Origin of the sequence: Streptomyces sp. Pv4-95 (assembly GCF_045782725.1) — a bacterium.
In the GTDB taxonomy this organism is placed as follows: domain Bacteria; phylum Actinomycetota; class Actinomycetes; order Streptomycetales; family Streptomycetaceae; genus Streptomyces.
The window spans coordinates 7,493,247-7,513,801 of the sequence record NZ_CP127172.1 but is presented as its reverse complement, the minus strand read 5'-3'; the positions used below and the strand labels follow the sequence as shown (position 1 = coordinate 7,513,801).

The window sequence follows — 20,555 nt, the reverse complement described above, 5'->3', positions numbered from 1 at the left end:
CGCGGACGCGGGCGGGACATGTGGCGCAGGCAACACCCAAAAACGGATGATGCCTCCGCTCCTGTGTTGTTGAGCCAGCGGAACGCTGCCCGCAGGCGGCGTTCCCCGACTGCGCTCTCGACCTAGGAGACCCACACGTGAATGCCAGCGACACCGCCGCCCGGGCGGCGCAGGTGCTCTCCCGCACCTTTTCCCTGGACGGCCTCACGGTGCCGAACCGGATAGCCATGGCGCCGATGACCCGGGAGTTCTCGCCGGGCGGCGTCCCGGGAGCGGATGTCGCGGACTACTACGCGCGCCGCGCCGCCGGCGGCGTCGGCCTGATCATCACCGAGGGCACCTACGTCGATCACGCGGCCGCCGGGACCAGCGGCGCCGTCCCCCGCTTCCACGGCGAGGACGCGCTCGCCGGCTGGCAGGGCGTCGTGGAGGCGGTGCATGCGGCGGGTGGAACGATCATGCCTCAGCTGTGGCACGTCGGCATGGCCCGCAAGGCGGGCGCACCGCCGTTCCCCGACGCGCCGGCCTCCGGGCCGTCGGGTATCTCCCTCGACGGCGGGCCGGCCGGGCACACCATGACGCAGCGGGACCTCGATGACGTCATCGCGGCCTTCGCCGACGCGGCCGCCACCGCCGAACGCCTCGGCTTCGACGGCGTCGAACTGCACGGCGCGCACGGCTACTTGATCGACCAGTTCCTCTGGTCGGGGACCAACCGGCGCACCGACGCGTACGGCGGCGACCTCACCGCGCGCACCCGCTTCGCCGCCGAGATCGTGGCGGCCTGCCGCGCGGCGGTCTCGCCGGACTTCCCGGTGCTCTTCCGGATGTCCCAGTGGAAGATGGGCGATTACCAGGCCCGTCTCGCCGACACGCCGGAGGAGCTGAACGCGCTCCTGACCCCGCTCACCGAAGCCGGCGTGAGTGCCTTCCACTGCTCCACCCGCCGCTACTGGCTGCCGGAGTACGAGGATTCGGACCTCAATCTCGCCGGCTGGGTCAAGAAGCTCTCGGGCCGGCCGACCCTCACGGTGGGCTCGGTGGGACTCGACAACGAGTTCCTCGGGACGTTCAAGGGCGAGCGGGCCGGGGTCGCCGGCATCGACCGGCTGCTGGACCGTATGGAGCGTGACGAGTTCGACCTCGTCGCCATCGGCCGGGCGCTGCTCGGCGATCCGGAGTGGGCCGCCAAGATCTTCGAGGGGCGCACCGGCGAACTGGTGCCGTTCGACGCCGCGATGCTGCGCTCGCTCAGCTGACGCGGCTGCGGGGCACGGCACCCTTCCGGTGCCGTGCCCCGCGCCGGGACGGCCGTTCATCCGCGCCGGGAGGGCCATGCGCGCCCCGGCCGACCGAACGAAGAGGTCGGCGGGCACCCGCTCGTGATCGATGCGCCTAACGGGTGCCCGAGAAGCGGGTGATGGCCGGGACGAGGTCGCCGCGGGTCCGAACTGCTTCCGTTCCGGGGCGGATCGGGGCTCGTTTTGGACCGGAGCCGGATCCTCATTACGATCCGGCGATGATCATAAGAAAACGGTGGGCAGCCGGGGTGTGCGGGCTGCTTGCCGCACTGGCCGTCGGGCTGCTTCCCACACCCGCCACGGCTGATGAGCCGGATACCCGCCCCTCCCCCAAGGTCGAGCTGACGCTCGATGTCAGCGGCTCGATGCGCGCGCGGGACATCGACGGACAGACCCGCATGGCCGCGGCCAAGCAGGCCTTCAACGAAGTGCTGGACGCGGTGCCTGACGAGGTCCAGCTCGGCATACGCACTCTCGGCGCCGACTACCCGGGCGAGGACCGGAAGGTCGGCTGCAAGGACACCCGGCAGCTCTACCCCGTCGGCCCGCTCGACCGAACCGAGGCGAAGACGGCGGTGGCGACCCTCCGGCCCACCGGCTGGACGCCCATCGGCCCGGCCCTGCTGGGTGCCGCCCGCGACCTCAAGGGGGGCGACGGGACCCGCAGGATCGTGCTCATCACGGACGGCGAGGACACCTGCGCCCCGCTCGACCCGTGCCAGGTGGCGCGCGACATCGCCGCCGAGGGCATCCACCTCGTCGTCGACACGCTCGGGCTGCTGCCCAACGCCAAGACCCGCAATCAGCTGAGCTGTATCGCCGAGGCGACCGGCGGAACCTACACCTCCGTGCAGCACACCGAGCAACTGCGCGATCGCGTACACCAGTTGGTGGAGCGCGCCGCCGATCCCGTGGTCACGCCGGTGGCCACCAAGGGCACCGCGCAGTGCGCCGACGCGCCGAAGCTGACCGCCGGGCTCTACACCGACCGCGAGAAGTTCGCCGAGCACCGCTGGTACCGGGTGGAGGTCCGGCCCGGCCAGGAGCTGCGGGCCTCGGTGAGCATCGCCGCGGACCGCGCGGTCAACAACGACTACGGGGTCATGCTGCGCGCCTCGACCGTGCACGGCCGGGAGATCGTCCGCGGCTCTGAGGCCGGTGACGGGCGCACCGACGTCATCTCGTCCGGACTGCGCTACCCGGCCGCGCCACGCGACGCTGCGGACGACGAGGCCGAGCCCGCGGCGGAGACCGTCTGCCTCCAGGTCAGCAACTCCTTCTCGGCGCCCGCATCGGTCAAGACGGAGCCGGGCCTGCCCGTCGAGCTGACCGTCGACCTGGTGGACGGTCCGAGCGACGCCTCCGACGTGGCTGCCTTCGGTCTGGGCCGCGGCTGGTGGCTGCTGGGCTTCCTCGCACTCACCGGACTGCTGGCCGGGCTGCTGTGGGGCTGGATCTCCCGTTGGCGCGTCACCGTATGGAGGACCAACTGATGCGCACCGTACGCATAGTGATGAGCGCGGTGCTGGCGGGTGCCGGTCTGCTCGGGATGACGCGAGCCGCCGCGGCCGACAGCCCCGCACCGAGTCCGAGCGGCAGTGCGGACGCCGAGGCCGCGGCTCCGACCGAGGCGGGCACCTCCTTCCGCACGGCGACCGCCGTCCGGCCGGGGCAGCGCGCCACCGCCGACGCGTCCACCGGCGACTACCTGTACTGGGTGGTCCCCGTCGATACGGGTCAGCGCGCCACCGTGACGGCGAAGGTGAAGCTGCCCGAGGCGGCCCGGCACGGCGCGGCCACCTGGCAGCTCGATGTGTTCGACGGGCTCCGTCGGCGTCAGGCGTGCAGGTACGGCGCCCAGACCAGGACGGCGGCCGCGGGCACCTCGTCCGTCGAGCTGTCCTGCACGCTGCGCACGGTCCGCGCGTGGGCGGAGCCGTGGGCGAACGATCCCCTGCCGGGCAGCTACTACGTCCGGCTGACCGTCGTGGACCTGCCGCGGGATGACCTGGGGCTGCCCGTACACGCCGAGGTCGAGGCGAGGACGACGGACGAGGGCGGCGCACGGGCCGTGGACGGCTCGCTCGCCGCTCCCCTGGTCCCCGGCGCCACCACCGCCTCGCCGGAGGCCGAGGGGAGCACGGCGTCCCGGGCGGCCGGAGCCATGAGCGAGCCGGAGGGCGGCTGGTCCTCCGGGCGCTGGTCCGACCGCTGGATCTGGACCGCGGTGGGAGGTCTCCTCGCCGCCCTCGCGGGCATCGGCGGACACCGCCTCACCCGCGGCACGGGACGGCCCTCACGGGTGCCCCGGCCGCAGGTGCCACCGGGCGCCTGACGGACGGCCGGGTGGGGCGGTCGGCGGCAGACGGGGCGGAGGGGTGCTCCGGCGGGCAGGCGGATCGGCCATCGGGACCGAAGCCGGCCCGTCGGGCACACTCCGGGCCCTGGTCGGCCCCCGCCCCGGCACCGTCCCCCCGTCGACGCCCCGTCCGACCCGCATCCGGCCGGACGGGGCGCCTGCCGCCCGCCCCCCCTCCCCACCAGGCCGTTCAGGTCACCGCGAGCCCGGCGACCTCGCCTCCCCTCCCTTCGGGCGCGATATTCCGGTCGGCGGCGCCGCCGCGGAGATCAACCCTGCCCGGTCGGCCCTCCGGGAACGGTTTCCCCGTGTGTCAAAGTGGAATAAGCACGGAGAATGCGGTACAAGCCGGACAGCGCAGGGCAGCATCCGGATGGTGCCGGAGCGGGGCAGAGAGGGTGGTCATGTCCATACGGTCCGAGCGTGCCGCGGCGGTCGCGGAACCTCAGCAGTACGCGAACGCCCGGGACGCCGAGTACGCCGACCTGTTCGCACAGGCCCCGGTGATCTTCGCGGCGCTCAACGGACCGAAGCTGCTGCTGGAGGCCGCGAACCCGGCGTTCTTCGAGGTCTTCGGCGGCGACGTGAGCAGCGTCGGCAAGCCGGTGCGTGAGGTGCTCCCGGAGCTGGCACCACAGGGCGTCCTGGATCACCTGGAAGCGGTGTTCCGCACCGGGACCGCCTACCGCGCCCGGGACGGGCGGCTGGTCATCGGCCGGCCCGGGGACGAGCGTGAGGGATTCTTCAACGTCACCTACGAGCCGCGCCGCGACACGGAGGGCAGCATCGACGGGGTGATCGTGCTCGCCGTCGAGACCACCGCGTTCCACCACGCCCAGCTGCTGGCCTCCGAGCAGCGCATCCTGCTGGAGCAGATCGCCCGCGACGCCCCGCTGGAGGAGATCCTTCGCGGCATGGCACGGACCATCGAGGAGCTCTCCCCGGACACCATCGTCTCCGTGCTGCTCGCCGACGTCGACGGGCAGCACCTGCGGCACGGCGCCGGCCCGAGCCTGCCGCCGTTCTACAACGAGGCGATCGACGGCATAGCCATCGGTGAGGGCGTCGGCTCGTGCGGGACGGCCGCCCACACGCTCGGGACGGTCATCGTCAGCGACATCTCCACCGACGCGCTGTGGGAGAACTACCGCGACCTGGCACGCCGGGCCGGACTCGCGGCGTGCTGGTCCACCCCGATCCAGGGCACGGACGAGCGGCTGCTCGGCACCTTCGCGATGTACCACCGGGAGCCCAAGGCCCCCGAGCCCAATGACATCGCGCTGAGCATCGCCTTCGCCCGCATCGCGGCCCTGGCGATCGAACGGCACCACACCTTGGCGGCCCAGCGTGCCGCCCAGGAGCGGGAACGGGCCGCGCGTGAGGATCTGGCCTTCATATTGGAGGCGAGCACCGCGATCACCCGCGAGCCGCACTACGCCGAGTGCCTCCAGTGCCTGGCCCGGCTGACGGTGCCGGCCCTGACGCCGCTGTGCGCCGTCCACGTCCTGGAGGAGGGCCGGATCCGGCAGATCGCGGTGGCCGCCACCGGCCCGGCCGAGAAGGACCTGCTCGCCTCCCCCGCCATCCGCGACGAGGTCGACGCGGCGGTCGCCCGGGTGCTGGCATCCGGCGCCACCGAGACCGATCACAAGGCCCGCTCGCCGGCCAGGCTCTCCGAGCAGGCGGGTATCCGCGGCTATGTGTGCGTCCCGCTGGCCACCCGCGGCCGCACCTTCGGCGTCATGACGCTCCTGGCCACCGACCGCCCCCTGGACCGGCACCTCATCGCCCTCGCCGAGGAGCTCGCCCGCCGGGCCGCCTCCAGCGCCGACAACGCCCACCAGTTCAGCGACCGTGTCCAGCTCGCCCGCGATCTGCAGGCCGGCCTGCTGCCCCCCGAGATCCCGACGATCCCCGGTGTCGACGTGGCGGCCTCCTACCACCCCGCGGGCGAAGGTCTCGATGTCGGTGGCGACTTCTACGACGTCTTCCCGCTCCCCGACGAGCGCTGGGCGATCATGATCGGCGATGTGTGCGGACGCGGCGCCCGGGCGGCCAACACCACCGGCCTGGTGCGTCACACCGCGCGGGCCGCCGCCCGGCTGCTGAGCGACCCGTCGGCGGTGGTCGGCGCCGTCAACGACGCGCTCAACGCCGACGCGGCGGACGTCGACACCTTCGTCTCGCTGGTCTACGGCGAGCTGCGGCACACCTCCTCCCATCTGTCGCTGAACCTGATCCGCGCCGGCCATGTGCCCCCGCTCGTACGCCGCGCCGACGGCACGGTGGAGGAACTCGTCCAGCCGGGGCTGCTGTTGGGCATCCGCCCCGGTTTCGACGGGTCGCCCGGCGGCGTCGAGCTGTATCCGGGGGACAGCCTGGTGATGGTGACCGACGGCATCACCGAAGCCCGCTCCGCCGACGGCGAGTTCTTCGGGGAGGACCGCCTGATGGACTCCCTGGCCGTGTTCCGGCCCAGGCCGACCACTTCCGCCGCCCTCCTGCACTTCCTCACCTCCGCGGTCACCGCCTTCGCCGGCAGCTCGACCGTCGACGACCAGGCCGTGCTGATCCTCACCGCCACCTGAGACACCCGGCAGGTCAGCGCCGGGGTGCCGGGGAGCGCGCCGCCGCCAACCGCCATACTGCGAGGACTCCTTCTTCCCCTGTCCCGAAGGGAACGTCACGACGTGTCCTCCTCGCCCACCCTCACGCGTACCTCCGTCGCGATCGTCGGTGCCGGGCCCGCCGGGCTCACGGTGGCAAATCTGCTGCGCAACGCCGGAGTGGACTGCGTACTGCTGGAAGCGGAGAGCAGGGAGTTCATCGAGCAGCGGCCACGTGCGGGCTTCATGGAGGAGTGGGCGGTGCACGCGCTCGCCCGGCACGGGCTCGCCGACCGGATCCTCGAACGTGCCGAGAGGCAGGAGCAGTTCGAGTTCCGGGTCGCCGGGGAGCGGCACACCGTGCGGACCGCGAAGCTCTCGGGCCGGCGCCATTTCGTCTACCCCCAGCCGCTGCTGGTCACCGACCTCGCCGCGTCGTACGTGGACCGGGCGGGAGGCGATGTGCGTTTCGGTGTGCGGGACGTGCGGCTGAGCGGACTGGAGGGCGACCGGCCCGCCGTGACCTACACCGATCCGTCGAGCGGCGAGCGCCACCGCGTCGAGTGCGACCACGTCGCGGGCTGCGACGGCGCGCGCGGGGTGACACAGGCGGCGATACCCGACGACCGGGCGGTCATCACCCGCCACCACCACGGCGTCGCCTGGCTGGCGCTGCTGGCCCAGGCACCGCCGTCCGCGGACGGCGTGGTCTTCGGCATCCACGAGCGGGGCTTCGGCGCCCACATGGCCCGCAGCCCCGAGGTCACCCGCTACTACCTGGAGGTTCCGCCCGGCGACGAGCCCGGCAACTGGCCGCACGCGCGGGTGTGGGATGAGCTGCGCATCCGGCTCGGCGCGGCCGGGGCCCCGCCGATTTCCGAGGGGCCGCTGATCGAGAAGGTGGTCCTGGACATGCACGACTACGTCGTGGAGCCCATGGCGTACGGCCGCCTCTACCTGGCGGGCGACTCCGCCCACCTCGTCGCGCCCATCGCGGCGAAGGGGATGAACCTCGCGATCAACGACGCGCTGCTGCTCGCCGGTGCGTTGATCGGGCACTACCAGGGGGACGACAGCGGCCTGGCGGGCTATTCGGAGGCGTGCCTGCGGCGGGTCTGGCAGTACCAGGAGTTCTCGCAGTGGCTGTCGGAAGTGATGCACGGTGCCTCGTCCGGTGACCGGTTCCGTGCGGGCACCGCCGCTGCCCGGCTCCGGCGGCTGCTGGGATCCGAGTCCGCGGCGCAGGCGTTCGCGGGGCTGTACCTCGGCGAGGAAGCCGACCTGTGACGGCCTGAACGGCACACGCGGTGCATGTCCTGTGCACGAGGCGGGTGTTGACCCTGCGGGTCCGGCAGGTGCACCGGGCCCGCAGTCGTACACCGGCCGGGGTCAGTCGGCCAGCAGGCGGTGGAGCGCCAGGGGTGTCACATATCCCGACCAGCGGCCGTCGTCGAAGAGGTGAACGCCGGCGTCCTTGTAGCACTGGTCGACGAGCTGGGAGCAGATCATGTGCCCGGTGGCGGAGACATAGCGGCGCAGCCCGGGGACGGGCAGATGGATCCGGTGGGCGGCGATCGCCACGTAGTCGAGGAAGCTGTACGGCACGCCCACGTACGCGCCGGACGCGGAGCAGATGTCCGCACGCTGCTGTTCCGAGAGGCCGGACGGGCAGACGTACAGCACGTCCGCTCCCTCGTAGGTCGAGAGGGGCCGGACCCGGGCCCCGCCCGGTTCCGCCTCCAGCAGCTGGTTGTCGGGCAGCACGAGGAACGCGTGCTGGTAGTCGGCGAATCCGTTGCCGTTCAGCCACTGGCCGATACGGATCAACCGGCCTACCCGGCCGGATATTTGGGTGAGCCCGATGTCGCCGGGCAGGGGTTCGGAATGAATCATGTGCGGCTCCAGGAGACGCGAAAGGGGATTCGCAGAGGTGATACCCCTCTTCCGGGCTGATGGAGCGTCCGGAAGGCGTCGAGTACGGCGGCGATCACGGCTGGATTCCCGGGGCGTCCGTCGGGTACGCGACGGGTGGAAGACGACACGGTCCGGCGCGGGGTGCGCATACCGCCGCGTGGTGAAGACCCACCTGCACAACGGCTGCCTCACCGGCGGCCCGGATCCGGCCCGGCTCACGGGCGCGCACCCTCTGGTGCCCAGCGCGGGGTGGTGCCCGCCGGGCAGGTGTGGGTGCACTGCGTGACCAGGATGCGCGCGGCGACCGCCGGGGCTGTGACGGACGCCACCGGGCGGGAGGTGGTGACCGTCGAGGACGCCTTCGCGGACACCGAAGCGGCCGGGCCGGCCGTCGTCACGCACTGAGTGCCGCACGAGAGGCGGAGACGACTGTGCCCGTCGGCCAGGGAGAGGAGCCCGCCGCAGCCGGTTTCGCACCGGCCCGGCCCACCGGCCGCCATGCCAGGCTGCGCCCTGCCTCGTCGGTCACAGCCCTCCGGGTAATTTGTTCAGTCCGGGGCCACCCCGGCGAAGGAAAGGAACCACCACCCATGATCGCGCCCACCGCCCTGCATCCCGATCAGGCAGCCACCCGCCTCGACGAGTACACCGTCATCGATGTGCGGACGCCCGGCGAGTACGCCGCCGGCCATCTCCCCGGCTCCCACAACATCCCCCTGGACCACTTCGGCACCGCACTGCCGGCGCTCAAGGCCGCGGCGGCCCGCAGCGACCTGCTGCTGGTGTGCGCCTCGGGCACCCGCTCGGTCTCGGCCTGCGAGAAGCTCGCCGCCGCCGATGTCCGGGCCGCCACCCTCACGGGCGGCACCAGCGCCTGGGCCGACCAGGGGCACGGGCTGGAGCGCGCCGTCGACACCACCGCGGTGTGGCCCATGGAACGCCAGGTCCGACTCGCCGCCGGTTCACTCGTCCTCCTGGGCCTCGCGGTCGGCACCCGCTACCGAGCCGCCCGCTGGCTGTCCGCCGCCATCGGCGGCGGCCTGGTCTTCTCCGCGGCCACCGACACCTGCGGCATGGCCGCCGCCCTCGCCAAGCTCCCCCACAACCGCCCGCGCGCCACGGACCTCGATGCCACCCTGTCGGCCCTCCAGCCGTAGGCAGGACTGCCGGCCGTCGCGGCGCTCGGGCCGGCAGTCTCGGCGCCCGGTCCGGTCACGGGAGCCGGGCCGGGCTCCGTAGCGCCTCGCCGAGAGCCGTCCGGTCGATCTTGCCGTTGCGATTGAGGGGCAGGGCGTCCAGCCCGGTGAGGGTGCCGGGCACCATATAGGCCGGGAGGCGGTGGCGCAGCGCCGTACGCAGAGTGTCCTCCTGCGGCACGGCTCCGGTGTACGCGGCGGCGAGTTCGATGCCGGCGGGGGTGGTCAGCGGGACGACGGCCGCGTCGATGACGCCGGGCACCGCCCGCATCGCCGCCTCGACCTCACCGAGTTCGACCCGGTAGCCGTGGACCTGGACCTGCTGGTCGACCCGGCCGAGGTGCACCAGCGGACCACCCGCCGGGGCACCGTCATCGCCCGGGTCACCAGGAGCGCCGGGCAGCGTGTCGACGCGGTCGCCGGTGCGGTACCAGTGGTCGTCGGTCAGTGGGGTGAAGGGTTCGTAGGGGGCCCCGTCCGGCGCGAGAAAGCGGTCGGCGTTGTTCGCCGGGTCGAGATAGCCGGGGAAGCGCTGGGGGCCTCGTACGCACAACTCCTCTTCATGAAGACGTAGTTGGAGTCCGGGGTGCAGGGCGCCGATCGGCACGGTGCCGTTGGCGGGCTCCGGCCAGCTCGCACGGTCCACGGGAAGCCGGTAGGTACTGCAGGTGACGGTCAGTTCGGTCGGGCCGTAGGCGTTCTCCAACGAACTCTGCGGGGCGGCCCGGTGCCATGCCGCCGCCTGCTGGAGCGTCAGCGGCTCCCCGCAGAACATGCTGCTGCGCAGGGTCGGCATGCTGTCAGGGGCAAGGGCCCGCAGTCGTTGGGCGATCGAGATGACCGAGGGCACGGAGTTCCAGTGCGTGAGCGCGCGCCGGTTGACGAATCGGACCGGTGACAGCAGTTCGCCGCGGGTCGGCACGACCAGGGTGGCGCCACTCCCCCAGGCGGTGAACATGTCGTGGACCGAGGGGTCGAAGGTCAGGTCGAAGGTCTGCGAGAGGCGGGCGCCGGGGCCGGCGCCGCACCGGGGGACGACATGGCCGAGGTATGCGCAGACGTTGCGCTGCTGGATGGGCACGCCCTTGGGGACGCCCGTCGAGCCCGAGGTGAACAGGATGTAGGCGAGATCTTCCGGTTGTGCGGGAGGAGTCGGGAACGGAACCGTGGGCGAGGTCGGCAGGCCCAGGAGTTCGGGATCGCTCAAGACCAGCGCGGGGGCGCCTAGTTGACCTGGGTGGTCGGCGGTCGCGTCGGCCAGTACGGCGTCCAGCCGCGCGGCCCGCGCCACCGCGGCGTTGCGCTCGGCCGGGAAGGAGGGGCCGAGGGGGACGACGGCGGCGCCGAGACGCTGGACGGCGAGGTAGCCGGCGTAGGCCACGGCGCTGCGCCCGGCCAGCAGCCCCACCCGGCGGGGCGGGGCGTCGTGCAGGTGCCTCAGCAGCCGGGCCGCCAGGGCGTCCACGAGAGCCGAGAGCTCGGCGTACGTCAGCGTGGTGTCACCGACCTCCAGGGCCGAGCGGTCCTTGTGCAGGGCGGCCGAGGTCGCGAACCAGTCGTAGAGGGTGTGCCGTTCGGCGGGCATGCTCACCGTTCGCCTTTCTCGTGTGCGGGGTCTCTGGGTGACGCGGAGAACGCGCAGCTCAGCGGAAGGGGTGAGTGATCGCGCAGGCTGAGCCAGCGGTGGTCGCCCCAGCGGCCGGCCCGCGCGCCCGGTGGCACGTCGATGGTCCAGGGGCGCCCGGAGAGGCCGGCCCCGCCGGCCTTGACGCACGCCTCCTGGGCGGTCCACACCCATGCCACCTCCTCGGCGGCCCGTGCCGGGGGGAGTGCGGTGATCCTGGGGGCGTGCCCGCGCAGCAGCCGGCGGGCGAACGACGGAGTGACGGTGGAGCCGGGCCGCTGTACATCCACTCCGAGGTCGCGTCCGATCGCGACCCCCGCGGCGAGCGCGCCTTCGCTGTGCGAAACGCTGATCCCGACCGTGGCGTGCCCGCGTAGCCGGGGTTTTCCCCGCGGGTCCGCGGGGATGTCGGCGGCGGCCAGGTCAGGGCACACCGCGGCGATCAGCTCTCGCAGCAGCGCGCGACCGGCGAGGAACTCGCGGGTACGCCACTCGGGCAGGGTGCTCGCGCGGCGCAGGTCGTCGCGGTGTGCGCTGGGCTTCACCCGTCCTACGGAGGAGGTGCTTACCCAGATGCGGTCCTCGACCATGAGCGGAGCCGTCATGTGTGCGCCGTCCGTGCCATGTCGGCGAGGACGGCCTCGGCGGCGTCCGCCACCGCGCCGAGGACCACTTCGTTCGCTCCGCCGCCGATGCCGAACAGCGCTGCCTGCGCGCGGAGTTCCTGGATGCCGCCGGTCGCGAAGCCGGCCGCTCCCCACAGTTGTCCGCACTCGGTGAGGACGTGGTTGACGGTCGCCCCCGCTGCTGCCTTGAGGGTGGCGGCGGCCGTGGTGTCGTGACGTACCGCGACCTGCTCAGCGTGGTAGGCCACCAGCGCCTGGAGTTCGCGCACCCGCACCAGGCAGGCCGCGAAGGTCCGGCGCACGCCGTCCAGGTCCCACAGGGTTCCCTCGCCGTGCGGGCGGCCGGAGAGGTGGCGGAGGGTGTCGTCGAGCACCCGGCGGCACAGGGCGACGCCCCACTGCGCCCCGGCGAGCCGTTCGGTGGCGATGTGGCGGGCGAAGAGCGGCAGTCCGAATCCGACCCGGCCCAGGAGGTGGCCGCGGTCGAGCCGCACTCCGTCAAGGACGACGTGGCCCGCGCCCGAGTCGGCGAACAGGACGGAATCGGCGGGGCACGGGGTGACCCCCGGGGCGTCCGCCGGCACCAGGACCCAGGTGAAGTGGGTGAAGTGCCGGCCGGGGCGGTGCCGGGCCAGGACGAGGAAGAAGGCCGCCGTGGTGGTGTTGGCGATCCAGTTCTTCTCTCCGGTCACTTCCAGGCCGTCGTCGTCGATCCGTACCCGGGTGCGCAGTGCGGTGAGATCCGTCCCGGCGGTGACGTCGGTGGCCGCCAGGGCGATGGTGGCCCGGCCTGCGAGGGCGCTCGCGAGCGCCTGCCGCGCCACCTGCGAACTGCCCGTGGCGAGGATGGGCAGCGCGGTGGCCAGCTGCACGCTCACCGACAGGGTGGCGGCGAGGGAGAAGCGGGAGTCGACCGCGGCGAGCAGCTGCGCGAGCCCGTCGGGATCGGCTCCCGCCCGGACATCGCCGTCCCGGTAGGCCCGGGTGATCAGGCCGGCCCGGCCGAGCGCGGCCCAGACCTGGGCGCCGCTCGCGGTACGCGGCAGCGCGTCGAGTGCGGCATGGCCGGTGGCGGCCGGGGCCGTTGCGGCTGCCGGCGCGGGAGCTTCGTGCGCGGACGGCGCCGGCGCGGACGGCTCCTGAGGCGTTTCAGGCAAAGCTGACTCCCTGGTCGCGCAGTGCCAGCCTGCCGTCGGCGAGGAGCAGCCGGTCGTTGCTGTAGTTCAGCGCCGCGGAGCGCAGGTCCCGCAGGGCGCGTTCGAGCCGGGTCGGCGAGTCCTTGAGGTAGCCGTGCCGCAGACCGACCGCGGCGATCAGGTCGTCCACCGCGGCGAAGCACTGCTCGGACGCGGTGATCTTCAGTGAGTTGAGCTGGAGTTGACGCGCCGCGGCGGAGAGGTCCTGACCGGACTCCACCGTACGGAGGGTCTGTTGAAGCAGCGCGTGGACGCTGTCCAGCCGTTGGCGCGCGCGGGCTATGCGGGTGAGCAGGAGTTCCGAGGTGAGGTCGAAGCGGGCGCGGCCGTCCGGGCTGCGCAGGAGCCGCAGCACGCGCGACAGGGCACCCGCGGCGGTGCCGAGCCACGCGGCCGACCAGCCCAGGTGCGCCAGCGGGCCGAAGATCTCCGCGGCGATCCGGTGGAACTCGCCGTGTTCGCCCACCACGTGGTGCGCGGGGATGCTGCCGGTCAGCCGGAGCGCGACGCTGTGGCTGGCGCGCATGCCCATCGGCTGCCAGTCCCCCGATCCGCTGATGTCGAGTGCGTCGCGGTGGGCGTAGACCAGCGACACCTCGTTCGTGGTCTCGGCGTGTGGACTGCGCATGGTGATGAGGAAGCCGTCGGCGTGCAGGCCGCCGGTGACGATGGGGGCGAACCGGTCGATCGCCAAGTCCGTGCCTTCATCGGCGAGTTGGGCGTCGGCGCTGAGCAGGTGACCGCCCTTGCCGGCTTCCGTGGTGACGGAGGCGAGATAGATCTCCCCTGCCGCGATGCCCGGCAGGAGTTCCTTGCGCAGCCGCTCGTGCCCGTACCGGATGACCGCCTCGGTCTGCTGGCAGTGCATCGCGAAGATCATCCCGACGGACATATCGCTGCGCCCGAGCGTCTGTGCCGCCGCCACCAGATCCCGGGCGGTGCCGCCGAGGCCGCCGTGGGCGGTGGGGACTAGGAGGCCGAGCAGCCCGGTGCGGCGCAGGGCGGCCAGCGCCTCGACGGGGAACTGCGCGGACTCGTCGGTGCGCTCGGCGTGCCGCTCGGTGACCTCGGCGACCTCGGACAGAGCGGCCGACACATCGAGGTGGCCGCCCTCCGGCCGGCCGGTGGAAGCGCTACTCATGCGGTCACCTCACCCGTCGGCGCGTCGGGGAGCTGGGCGTGGATGACGCCCCAGAGGCTGCCCGCGGTGGCGAAGGTGGCGTCGTTCAGCTCCTCGTCCGGCAGGGATATCCCGAACGTGTCCTCGACGGCGAAGAGCAGCTCGATGGCCTGCATGGAGTCGACACCCAGCTTGCGCAGGTCGGTGTCGGGCGTGATGACGAGCTCGCCGGCGCCCGCGTGCTTGAGGAAGGGGCGCAGCAGCTCGGTGAAACGGGAGTCCATGACGGGAGTCCTCTCGTGGGTTGCGGGGTGCTTCAACGGGCGAGACGGCACAGGTCGTCGACCCGGCGGAGGTTTTCCGGGATGAGGAGGTCGGCGTCGAACTCCCGGTCCAGCTCGCTCTCCAGCCGCTCGATGATCTCGATCAGCCGGAAGGAGCTGAAGGAGGCGAAGGAGTCGAGTGGTGCGCCGGTGAGCAGATCACCGGCGGGCACGCCGAGCACCGCACCGGCGACGGCGGCCACACGATCGCGCAGCGCATCGTCGTCCGGTGCCGGGGACACGGCGGGTCCGGCGCGGAAGATGGTGCGGTCGGCGGCGAGGGCTTCCCGCAGCCGGTCCACCAGGCCGGGCGGCTCGGCGCGGCCCCGGGCGACCCGGCGGTGGGCGAGGTAGGTCTGCTCGACGACCTTGTCCCAGGCGTGCAGGTGCGCGCGCTCGGCATCGGTTTCCTCGCTCCGGCCGGCGCACCGCGCACGGTACTTCGCATGCAGTTTCCGCGCTCGGGCCAACAGCCAGGTCTCGACGGTGAGTCGCTCGACGGCGCGAGGGCGGTCCGGGCAGGCGTCGTAGGCGTCGAGGTACTCCTGCACCGCGGCCTCGTCCACGGACAGTACGGGCGGCGCGGCGGGGAGGGGCTCTCCCGTCCTCTCCAGCGTGAGGACGTCGGCCGACTCGATACCCGCCAGGTCCTTGGCCGACAGCAGCCAGTGGCCGGGCTCGGCCGGCCCCCACTGGGTCTCACTGCGGTAGGCGTCGGTGATGTGCCAGCCGCCGTCTCCGGCGGCGATCAGGAAGCTGTGCTCCATGTGCGCCTGCCCGTGATAGGGCAGCCAGGGCAGGTGGAAGGAGTCCGCGACGGCGTAGTGCGTTCCGCCCCGTTCCGCGAGCGCGGTCGCCATGGCGGCCCGGGGCAACCGTTCGCGGGTGGCCACCCGCAGCCCGAGGAGGCGGGGCGCCGCGTCCAGGTGCTCGGCCAGGGGCGGGTCCACGGTCGGCAGACCGTTCGCCCCTTCCCAGGAGCGGAAGTGCAGGGCCGCGCCGAGACGCAGATGCGTTCCGGGACCGTAGTGGTGGTCGGCGAGCACCGCCAGATTGACCTGGACGCAGTCCAGCAGGCCGGTGTGGACCGAGTCGAGCGCGAGCTGTTGCCGTTCCGCTGTGTCTGCCATTTCCGTTCACGTTCCTTGGTCGTCAAGAGCCGGGAGAGGGGGAGGAGGGTGATGCGCAGCGGCTCTCCGCCATTGCGTTCAGAGCCACTTGGGCAGTACGGGCATCGCGCCCGTCGAGGTGAGCCCCGCCCCGGCGGTACGGCCGGAGAGCCAGCCGAGCGCGGCCGCGCGGCTGCCGGTGACGAGGGGGCCACCGGCGCCGAAGCGGGCGAGCACCGTCCCCTGACCGTCGCGCAGGGCGAAGTCCGGTACGCCCGCGGCCTCGGCGTAGTAGCCGAGCACATCGGCCAGAATGATCTCCAGGGCGGGTGCGGGGATGTCATCGACGCCGTAGCCGATGGCCAGGTCCACGTGGTGGAGTTCGAGCTCCCGCAGACGGATCACCAAGATCCGCCGGGGTGTGCACAGTTCACCGGTGAACGGCCGGACGGTGGCCTGCCAGGCCGGCGCGGGCAGCTCCGCGACGGTGCGCCGGAAGTGCGCCGCGGTCTCCCTGACGTCCGCCACCAGCGCGGCGGCCGTCCGGTGGGCGCCCGCCTCGATCTCGGCGTCCCGGGCCTGGCGGGACGCGTACTGCGGGGTCTCCACTCCCGTACGGGCCCATTCCAGCAGCCGTTCCAGTGCCGGGGCCTGGCGTGCCAGGTGGCTGAGGACATGGCCGCGTGTCCAGCCGGGGAGTGCGGAGGGCCGTGCGACGCCGTCGTCGTCGAGGCTCGCCAAGCCGGCCAGCAGCCGCTCCGCCGCGGTGTCGAGGGCCGCGAACGATTCCGGGGTGGGCGGGATTTCCTTCAACGTGTCTCCTCTGGACGGAGGTCGGACGGCGGCTTCTGCCGGTGGCTCATCCGGCGGCTCGGATCCGGTCGAAAGCCTCGGCGATCCTGGTCAGTTCGCCCGCGATGTGCGGCAGACGCGTCGGGTCGTCCGCGTGCAGGGCCTCCTCCTGCTGCTGCGGGTCTCCGTACAGCAGGCTGGTCGCGGCCTTGAAGCGCAGCGCCCGCGGGTCGTCGCCCAGCAGGTGGCCGGCCAGCACGACGATCCCCGAGTCGTCGAGGAGACGGGCCGCGAGGGACGCCGAGTCCGTGACGCCCCGCCCGGCCAACCGGCCGCGCAGCGGCTCGAAGTCCGGGTAGACGTAGAACCCGCCGGTGGGCGGGCGGCAGGTGGCACCGGCATCGACGGCGATGCGGTGCACCGCCCGTGCCACCGCGCCGTGCAGCCGCGCGCTCGCCCGCATCCGCTCGACGATCTCCGGCGGCTCCTCGAAGGCGTACCGCGCGACCTGCTGCATCGGCCCGGCGAGCGTCGACCACAGCTCGCTGGCCGCCGATACCACCGCGTCCCGCAGCAGCGCCCCGGTCTCCCCCGCCGGGAAGCGTGCCGCGCCGATCCGCCAGCCGCCGACCCCGAGGGTCTTGGACAGCCCGGTGGTGACGACGGTGCGCTCCGGGGCCACTTCGGCCGGGCTGAGGAAGGGCGTGGTGTCCGGGTGGTGGACGATGTCGCGGTAGATCTCGTCCGAGACGATCAGCAGGTCCTCGGCCTCGGCGACCGCGCACAGTTCCCGGATGACCGGGGGCGGCGCGAGGGTGCCGGTCGGGTTGTCGGGCAGGGTGAGCACCAGCAGCCGAGGGTCGCCGCCGGCGGCCCGCGCTCGGCGGATCGTCGCGCGCAGGACGCCCGGGTCGGGAACTCCGCCGCACTCCGCCGGGATCGGCACGCCGAAGACCCGCTTGCCCGCGTACTCCGCCTGGGGCGCGTAGGTGTTCCAGGCGGGCCGCGGCAGCAGCACATCGCCGGGGATGACGAGTTGCAGCGCCATCAGCAGGGGCTTGCTGCCAGGCGCCACGACGACCCGGTCGGCGTCGGTGGGCAGCCGGCGGCGGGTGAAGTAGCCGGCCACCGCGTCGCGTACGTCCTGCGCGCCCGCGACCGGCCCGTAGGCCGAGCGCGCCGCACCGGCGGCCAGCTGTGCGGTCAGCTGCGGCAGCACCGGCAGCCGCGCCTCACCGAACGCGAGGTGGACCAGGTGGTCCCCGGCGGCGCGGCGCTGGTCCACCAGCTGGTTGAGCGCCAGGTTCGGGGAGGGCGGGGCCACCGTGACGGCGGTCATGTCGCGGTCCTTTCCGTAGCGTCCGCGGAGCGGGCGGCACCCGTCGCGGGCGGCGCGGTGCCGCGCACGGCTGCCGCGATGTCGGCGGGGGTCGCGGGGTCCAGCTCCAGGTCGTCGAGCCAGGCGGCATCGGCCGCGTACCGGGCCCGGAACGGCCTGCCCACCAGGGCGGGGTTGCGCGCCTGGAGCATCCGCAGCTGGAAGCAGGCCCCCTCGGGCGTCTCCTCGACGCCGTCGACCACGACCTTGCCCGGCGTCGCCGACATGACCGGTCCGCGCACCGTACGGGCGAGCCCGGGCAGCGTCCGGTACGCCTCGGTGAAGATCTCCACCGCCCGGCCCAGCGGCACCTTGAAGTAGTCGTACGGCCCGGTGTCACGCTCGACGAACAGGTAGTACGGCACCGCACCGGCCGCCAGCTCGGCCCGCCACAGCTCGCTCCAGACCCGGGCGTCGTCGTTGACGTGCGCGATCAGGGGCGCCTGGCAGTAGACCACGGCCCCGGTGGCCCGGATCCGGGCCACCGCCCGTCGCGCGAGGTCGGTCTCCAGCTCGCGCGGATGGCTGAAGTGAGCCATCACCGCGAGCTGCCGCCCCGAGGCCACGACCTGCTCGAACAGCCGCAGGACGTCGTCGGCGTCGGGGTCGGTGACGTACCGCTGGGGCCAGTAGGCCACCGACTTGGTACCGATCCGGATCGTCCGCACCGACTCGACGCCGAGCAGGGGCTCCAGATGGCTGCGCAGCCGCTCGGTGGACATCACCATCGGGTCACCGCCGGTGACCAGGACGTCGTGCACCTCGGGGTGCCCGGCCAGGTAGTCGATGAGACCGCGTGGATCGGGGGCGGCGAAGCGCAGATCCGCGTCCCCGATGAACTGCGCCCAGCGGAAGCAGTAGGTGCAGTACGCGTGGCAGGTCTGGCCCTGGCCCGGGAAGTAGAGCACCGTCTCGCGGTATTTGTGCTGGAGGCCCGGCAGTTGCACACCCTCGTGGCTCGGCACATTGAGCTGCTGCTGACCGGAGGGGTGCGGGTTGAGGCGGCCGCGGATCTCCTGGACCGTCTCCCGCAGCAGCAGCTTGTCGGCGGGGTCCGCGGACAGCTTCGCCAGCTGGTCCTCGTCGGCCCCCGCCAGCATGCCGTGCTGGGGGAAGGTCAGTTGGAACATCGGGTCGTCGGGCACCCGGTCCCAGTCGATGAGGTGGGACAGCACATAGGAGTTGACGCGGAAGGGCAGCACCAGCGAGATCCTGCGCACCGTCTCCCGGATGTCGTCCGGCAGCCCGTGGCGAGCGGCGATCTCGTCGATGTGGCGCGGGCCGAAGGCACGGAACCTGGCCGGTTCCGCCGGAGCGGCCGGCATCAGCGCACACCTCCCGTCCGGTCGGTCTTGCGGTACAGCTCGTCGCCGAGCACCAGGAAGTCGAGGTCCATGGCCCGGAACGCGCTCAGTGCGTCGGCAGCGGTGTTGACGATCGGCTCGCCCTTGTCGTTGAAGGAGGTGTTGAGCAGGACCGGGGGCACGCCCTGGCGCTCCAGCGCGTCCAGAACGGCGCCCACCGCGGGTGCCTCGTCACCGTGCAGCACCTGCGGCCGGGTGGTGCCGTCGACGTGGACGACTCCGGGGGCGACGCTGCGGCCGAGTGCGGTGGCTTTGGCCGCGCCGAGCATGTAGCGGCTGAGGTGCTCCTGCTGCTCCCAGAGCCGTGCGCCGTAGCCGGGCCGGGTGACGCCGGCGAAGGGGCGCCACTGCTCGCGGTTCTTGATGACGTTCACGCGGGTGTTGACGTCCGCGGTGTTCGGCACGGCGATGATCGACCGGCGGCACAGGGCGCGCGGGCCGACCTCGGCGCGGCCCTGGGCGACCGCGCCGACCTTGCCGTCCAGCAGCAACGAGGTCAGCTGGTCGATGTCCAGGTCGCCGCGGACGAGGTCCGAGGTGTCCAGTCCGGCCCGGATCGGGGTGCCACCGGCGCCGTCGATGTCCGTGCCCAGGTAGGGGCTCAGCGCTCCGGTGCGCCGCTTCGGCGGGCGGACGGTCCAGGCGGCACCCAGGGCGACCCCCGCGTCGTGGGGCACCGGCGGGACGTACAGCGGGCCGGGCAGGGTGCCGTTGGTGCTGCAGTTGAGCGCGACGCCGCCACTGAGGCACAGCTGCTCGACGCCGGACGCCTTGCGGGTCAGCGAGGCGAGATGGGTGACGGTCTCCTCGATGAGGCGCTGCGCGGTGTAGGCGACGAGGATCGCGTTCGGGTCCTCGGTGAGCCGCTCCTCGGGGGCACTCGGACCGTCCGCGCCGACGATCTTCGTATAGCGCTCCCGCCACCGGCCGACGACGGTGTCGTAGTGCTCCTTGATCTCCTCGGCGGTGGCGCTCCCCCGGCTCTCGGCGAGCGGTTCGACGGCGAGGCGGAAGTCCTCGGCCTCGATGTCCACGAGGGATTCCACATCGAGTTGCCCAGCGCGGCCGTAGGCGGCCAGGCCCATCGTCTTCCCCGCGTTGAGGAAGGAGAAGCCGAGCCAGGTGGAGGCCGCGTCGTAGGCGTAGCCGAGCGAGGCGGTGCGCTGCCAGGTGCGCTCCAGGCGGGGTTCCGCGCCGTCCTCGTAGGTCCAGATGGTGGAGGACTCGTTCTCGCCGTGTCCGTCGACGACCAGCACGCCGGCCTTGGAGAACGGGGAGGCGTAGAAGGAGGAGGCCGCGTGCGCCTGGTGGTGGGGTACGCGTACGACCTCCGGAATCCGGTCGCCGAAGTCCAGTCCGACGGCGTAGGCGAGGAAGGCGGCGTCGTCGGCGAAGCGGCGCGGGTAGAGCTGTTCGCTGTCCCAGCCCAGGGCGACGACGTCGATGTCGGCCGGCGAGATGCCGGCCTGCTCCAGGCAGAATCGGGCGGCGCTCAGCGGCTTGCGGTAGAGGGAGTGCCGGTGCCGGTTGCACCGCTCCTCCTCGGAGAAGGCGATGATCTCGCCGTCGCCGTCGAGGAGGCAGGCGGCGCTGTCGTGCCAGCCGGTGGGCGGCGCGTTGACTCCCAGAATCCAGGTCATGGGTTTC

Annotated in this window: 18 protein-coding genes; 7 read left to right on the top strand and 11 right to left on the bottom strand. The window is 72.8% G+C overall.

The genetic code is table 11. The features are described from left to right. Nucleotides 1-137: 137 nt before the first annotated feature. From QOM21_RS33035 to QOM21_RS33015, 5 genes are all read left to right on the top strand, one after another. Nucleotides 138-1,259, top strand: a complete 1,122-nt coding sequence (locus QOM21_RS33035) for an NADH:flavin oxidoreductase (RefSeq protein WP_407554673.1) — start codon at nucleotides 138-140, stop codon at nucleotides 1,257-1,259. Nucleotides 1,260-1,519: 260 nt separating this feature from the next. Next, a complete protein-coding gene (locus QOM21_RS33030) occupies nucleotides 1,520-2,794 on the top strand; it encodes a VWA domain-containing protein (protein ID WP_407554672.1) in 1,275 nt (424 codons plus the stop codon). Further along, on the top strand, nucleotides 2,794-3,636 hold the full coding sequence (locus QOM21_RS33025) for a hypothetical protein (protein ID WP_407554671.1): 843 nt from the start codon (nucleotides 2,794-2,796) through the stop codon (nucleotides 3,634-3,636). Before QOM21_RS33030 ends, QOM21_RS33025 begins: the two co-directional genes overlap by 1 nt. A 428-nt stretch (nucleotides 3,637-4,064) precedes the next feature. Further along, a complete protein-coding gene (locus QOM21_RS33020; protein ID WP_407554670.1) occupies nucleotides 4,065-6,248 on the top strand; it encodes a SpoIIE family protein phosphatase in 2,184 nt (727 codons plus the stop codon). A gap of 102 nt (nucleotides 6,249-6,350) precedes the next feature. Then, entirely contained in the window at nucleotides 6,351-7,553 is a 1,203-nt protein-coding gene (locus QOM21_RS33015; RefSeq protein WP_407554669.1) for a 4-hydroxybenzoate 3-monooxygenase, read from the top strand. A gap of 102 nt (nucleotides 7,554-7,655) precedes the next feature. Here the strand turns inward: QOM21_RS33015 and QOM21_RS33010 are convergent, their stop codons facing one another. Further along, the gene (locus tag QOM21_RS33010; protein WP_407554668.1) at nucleotides 7,656-8,159 is read right to left on the bottom strand and encodes a hypothetical protein; all 504 of its coding nucleotides are present in this window, start codon (nucleotides 8,157-8,159) and stop codon (nucleotides 7,656-7,658) included. Nucleotides 8,160-8,462: 303 nt separating this feature from the next. Here QOM21_RS33010 and QOM21_RS33005 point away from each other — a divergent pair, with 303 nt between their 5' ends. Beyond that, nucleotides 8,463-8,585, top strand: coding sequence for a hypothetical protein (locus QOM21_RS33005; protein ID WP_407554667.1), 123 nt, complete (start codon nucleotides 8,463-8,465; stop codon nucleotides 8,583-8,585). A gap of 185 nt (nucleotides 8,586-8,770) precedes the next feature. Further along, nucleotides 8,771-9,337: a rhodanese-like domain-containing protein gene (locus QOM21_RS33000; protein WP_407554666.1), complete on the top strand. Its 567-nt coding sequence runs from the start codon at nucleotides 8,771-8,773 to the stop codon at nucleotides 9,335-9,337. A gap of 55 nt (nucleotides 9,338-9,392) precedes the next feature. Here QOM21_RS33000 and QOM21_RS32995 read toward each other — a convergent pair whose 3' ends face one another. From QOM21_RS32995 to QOM21_RS32950, 10 genes are all read right to left on the bottom strand, one after another. Next, complete coding sequence (locus QOM21_RS32995) at nucleotides 9,393-10,961, bottom strand: AMP-binding protein (protein ID WP_407554665.1); 1,569 nt, start codon at nucleotides 10,959-10,961, stop codon at nucleotides 9,393-9,395. 2 nt (nucleotides 10,962-10,963) lie between these two features. Further along, complete coding sequence (locus QOM21_RS32990) at nucleotides 10,964-11,605, bottom strand: 4'-phosphopantetheinyl transferase family protein (RefSeq protein WP_407554664.1); 642 nt, start codon at nucleotides 11,603-11,605, stop codon at nucleotides 10,964-10,966. After that, nucleotides 11,602-12,783, bottom strand: coding sequence for an acyl-CoA dehydrogenase family protein (locus tag QOM21_RS32985; protein ID WP_407554663.1), 1,182 nt, complete (start codon nucleotides 12,781-12,783; stop codon nucleotides 11,602-11,604). Before QOM21_RS32985 ends, QOM21_RS32990 begins: the two co-directional genes overlap by 4 nt. Continuing rightward, the gene (locus QOM21_RS32980; protein WP_407554662.1) at nucleotides 12,776-13,963 is read right to left on the bottom strand and encodes an acyl-CoA dehydrogenase family protein; all 1,188 of its coding nucleotides are present in this window, start codon (nucleotides 13,961-13,963) and stop codon (nucleotides 12,776-12,778) included. The genes QOM21_RS32985 and QOM21_RS32980 overlap by 8 nt, the downstream gene beginning before the upstream one ends. After that, on the bottom strand, nucleotides 13,960-14,226 hold the full coding sequence (locus QOM21_RS32975; RefSeq protein WP_407554661.1) for an acyl carrier protein: 267 nt from the start codon (nucleotides 14,224-14,226) through the stop codon (nucleotides 13,960-13,962). Before QOM21_RS32975 ends, QOM21_RS32980 begins: the two co-directional genes overlap by 4 nt. A gap of 32 nt (nucleotides 14,227-14,258) precedes the next feature. Beyond that, the gene (locus QOM21_RS32970) at nucleotides 14,259-15,395 is read right to left on the bottom strand and encodes an acyl carrier protein (protein ID WP_407554660.1); all 1,137 of its coding nucleotides are present in this window, start codon (nucleotides 15,393-15,395) and stop codon (nucleotides 14,259-14,261) included. A gap of 78 nt (nucleotides 15,396-15,473) precedes the next feature. Further along, a complete protein-coding gene (locus tag QOM21_RS32965) occupies nucleotides 15,474-16,187 on the bottom strand; it encodes a maleylpyruvate isomerase family mycothiol-dependent enzyme (protein WP_407554659.1) in 714 nt (237 codons plus the stop codon). Nucleotides 16,188-16,233: 46 nt separating this feature from the next. Next, nucleotides 16,234-17,505, bottom strand: a complete 1,272-nt coding sequence (locus QOM21_RS32960) for a pyridoxal phosphate-dependent aminotransferase (RefSeq protein ID WP_407554658.1) — start codon at nucleotides 17,503-17,505, stop codon at nucleotides 16,234-16,236. Then, nucleotides 17,502-18,869 (bottom strand): KamA family radical SAM protein, encoded by a 1,368-nt coding sequence (locus QOM21_RS32955; protein ID WP_407554657.1) that lies wholly within the window; start codon nucleotides 18,867-18,869, stop codon nucleotides 17,502-17,504. Before QOM21_RS32955 ends, QOM21_RS32960 begins: the two co-directional genes overlap by 4 nt. Next, nucleotides 18,869-20,548 (bottom strand): carbamoyltransferase C-terminal domain-containing protein, encoded by a 1,680-nt coding sequence (locus QOM21_RS32950; RefSeq protein WP_407554656.1) that lies wholly within the window; start codon nucleotides 20,546-20,548, stop codon nucleotides 18,869-18,871. The genes QOM21_RS32955 and QOM21_RS32950 overlap by 1 nt, the downstream gene beginning before the upstream one ends. Nucleotides 20,549-20,555 lie beyond the last annotated feature (7 nt).

Coding starts and splice junctions, on each gene's coding strand:
- QOM21_RS33010 (WP_407554668.1), bottom strand. CDS start 8,159: ATGATTCATTCCGAACCCCTGCCCGGCGACATCGGGCTCACCCAAATA.
- QOM21_RS32990 (WP_407554664.1), bottom strand. CDS start 11,605: ATGACGGCTCCGCTCATGGTCGAGGACCGCATCTGGGTAAGCACCTCC.
- QOM21_RS33030 (WP_407554672.1), top strand. CDS start 1,520: ATGATCATAAGAAAACGGTGGGCAGCCGGGGTGTGCGGGCTGCTTGCC.
- QOM21_RS33020 (WP_407554670.1), top strand. CDS start 4,065: ATGTCCATACGGTCCGAGCGTGCCGCGGCGGTCGCGGAACCTCAGCAG.
- QOM21_RS32960 (WP_407554658.1), bottom strand. CDS start 17,505: ATGACCGCCGTCACGGTGGCCCCGCCCTCCCCGAACCTGGCGCTCAAC.
- QOM21_RS32975 (WP_407554661.1), bottom strand. CDS start 14,226: ATGGACTCCCGTTTCACCGAGCTGCTGCGCCCCTTCCTCAAGCACGCG.
- QOM21_RS33000 (WP_407554666.1), top strand. CDS start 8,771: ATGATCGCGCCCACCGCCCTGCATCCCGATCAGGCAGCCACCCGCCTC.
- QOM21_RS32950 (WP_407554656.1), bottom strand. CDS start 20,548: ATGACCTGGATTCTGGGAGTCAACGCGCCGCCCACCGGCTGGCACGAC.
- QOM21_RS32980 (WP_407554662.1), bottom strand. CDS start 13,963: ATGAGTAGCGCTTCCACCGGCCGGCCGGAGGGCGGCCACCTCGATGTG.
- QOM21_RS33025 (WP_407554671.1), top strand. CDS start 2,794: ATGCGCACCGTACGCATAGTGATGAGCGCGGTGCTGGCGGGTGCCGGT.
- QOM21_RS32995 (WP_407554665.1), bottom strand. CDS start 10,961: ATGCCCGCCGAACGGCACACCCTCTACGACTGGTTCGCGACCTCGGCC.
- QOM21_RS32955 (WP_407554657.1), bottom strand. CDS start 18,869: ATGCCGGCCGCTCCGGCGGAACCGGCCAGGTTCCGTGCCTTCGGCCCG.
- QOM21_RS32970 (WP_407554660.1), bottom strand. CDS start 15,395: ATGGCAGACACAGCGGAACGGCAACAGCTCGCGCTCGACTCGGTCCAC.